This window comes from Kriegella aquimaris (assembly GCF_900103215.1).
In the GTDB taxonomy this organism is placed as follows: domain Bacteria; phylum Bacteroidota; class Bacteroidia; order Flavobacteriales; family Flavobacteriaceae; genus Kriegella; species Kriegella aquimaris.
In genome coordinates this window covers 1-2,186 of sequence record NZ_FNGV01000036.1, presented here as the reverse complement: position 1 = coordinate 2,186, position 2,186 = coordinate 1, and the positions used below count along the sequence as shown (strand labels likewise).

Below are 2,186 nucleotides of genomic sequence, written 5' to 3'. Positions count from 1 at the left end.
AGAATTTGAGATAAAGAATGGACTTTTCTACTTGCCCAAAATGTTTGCTAACGGTCTCGGCTATGGCAAGTTGGGCAGCAAGGAAACCTTTTCGTTTCCGTCTGCGCTCGTAGCCAGAGCTTTTTGTTTTGTAATTATCTTTATTTTTTTAATTACCAAATCCAAAAGATTTGGCGGACTTAGCAAACACGACCAAGCCCATGGGAATAGGACTTAACGCCCGATTTGATATAGCCAATGTTAGCAACTGGCTTTATCTCTTTTTGCCATACCAAATGCCATGTTATTTTCCTTTATAAATGATTCAACTATATATTTTACAGCATCTATATTCAAAATGTGACAAATGATAACTTTATTTTCATTGCTCGAAGAACTAAAACAAAATCAATATTATGAAATGATCCAGTGCACTAAAGTAGGTTCAAACTACTAGCTATTTGAAATCTTTTTCTCATTTGAGAATGCAAATATATAACGACCCTAATTCAAGAGTATAAAGGCAGGCTCCCCTAATCATTTGGTTTTGAATCTGATGGTCTCATTGTTCTGCCAGGAGGTTACTCCCATTATGGTTTGTCTATCGTCAGATATATAATCAACGTTTTCGCCAATAAATAGTAATGTGGCCTCCCGATTTAAGTTGCCTAGATTCAAATTAGGGAAATTCTCCAGCAGTTGGTCCGGTAATTCCCCAACTAGGGCACCATTGTCTGTTTTACCTCCAAAACTGTATCTTGTTATAATATCCTTTTCCTCATTTTCATATGTCCAAGTGGACGTATTACGGTAATAATTCTGATTGGTGGTAAAACTATAGTCATAAATAGTGTTGCCTCCCACTTGAAATTGAGGATTCTCTGGTACATCAATGCTTGTCGGAATCGCACCTGTTTTGTAACGGCTATAAATAGTTTGGTCATCATAATGTAAGACTAAGCTTGTCACGAATGTATCAAAGTCATTGATATATCCAAGCTTCGCTTTGCCCCGTGCCAAGCGTCCTGAACTTTCACTGCTAATTGTTGTTTTGTTGCTATAGTTTATCGATTTGTTGCCAGCACTCACTCGAGCTACGTAGGCCTTGTATTCAGGTATTTCGACTTCAAGAACTCGATCATATTCTAGAAATTCACCGTAATCTAGAACTATATTGGAGAAAGGATTGGGTAATTCCAATAACTGATACTTTATTTCTTCATTCCCATCTCTAAGTGATAGTATATAACTTATGCCCTCATAAAGAGGGACACTACTAATCTTCAGCGCATCAGTTTCTTGATAAAACGGATTACTCGCTACGTGATTATTGACTAGCGATGATATGTCAAACCAATGTACATTGGGCACATTATTAACGGTAATGCTCACACCTACACTCTTTGTAGGTTGAGGGATTGGTACCGTAGGTTCATTTACGGTCCATCCCCATATGGTACCCTTTTTGATGCCCGAACTTGTTTCCATAATATGCAGATCACCACCTCCTTCACTTAAACTATGCTTTAAAATAGTTACGGATAATGTTTGTACGTTACTCAGCTTGTCGACGGATTCTTTAAATTCGAGTGAGTCTCCAATTGCGAACTCCCTATAGTCCAAAAGCTCGCCGTCCTGATTGTGCAAAATTACCCAATTATCGTTCCATTGTGAATATGAATAGGCATCATACTCATACGGGTCAGAGTAATAAGAAAAATAAACTTGCTCCTCTGGTTCATCCGACTCTTCTGGTTTTGGATTGAATTTTTCTTCGGACGTTGGTTCTGGGCTCGGGCCTTCATCGTTAGAGCAATTTAGCAGCAAAAAAGCAAAAAAAATCAGGCCGGCGGATTTGGTAAATTTCATTTTGGTATTGGAATTATTATGCAAACGTAATCCCTGTGAAATTATTTCAGTTTTTTATTCGATATGATTCTCCTATTTTCGATAATATCGGAATTTCCAATAGTGCAGTTTTAATGCTTTTATAACCTAGCTTGTTGCTAACGGTTTGTGTATGGTTAGTTGCGGAAAATCCGTTAGAGATTTTTCCGACGTACAACGAAGTTAATTAATTCAAGTGAATTTCCGCGAGGGAATTCCGCAGCAATTAATTATAGCATCGATGAAAAAGCAGTAAGTCGAGTATCTTTAAAATGAACGAAAAATTAAAGATATGATTACTCAAATTACTGCTGTACCGA

At 37.4% G+C, this 2,186-nt stretch carries 2 protein-coding genes; one reads left to right on the top strand and one right to left on the bottom strand.

Translation table 11 applies throughout. The features are described from left to right. Window positions 1-217, top strand: a 217-nt coding sequence (locus BLS33_RS25110; RefSeq protein ID WP_218129653.1) for a hypothetical protein, incomplete at its 5' end; no start/stop codon positions are given. A 299-nt stretch (window positions 218-516) separates the two neighbouring features. On the opposite strand, the gene BLS33_RS24505 is transcribed toward BLS33_RS25110, so the two are convergent. Next, complete coding sequence (locus BLS33_RS24505; RefSeq protein ID WP_089895972.1) at window positions 517-1,848, bottom strand: hypothetical protein; 1,332 nt, start codon at window positions 1,846-1,848, stop codon at window positions 517-519. Window positions 1,849-2,186: the final 338 nt, after the last annotated feature.

What these genes read in the sequence shown, in the direction of transcription:
- BLS33_RS24505 (WP_089895972.1), bottom strand. Translation starts at nt 1,848, where the DNA reads ATGAAATTTACCAAATCCGCCGGCCTGATTTTTTTTGCTTTTTTGCTG.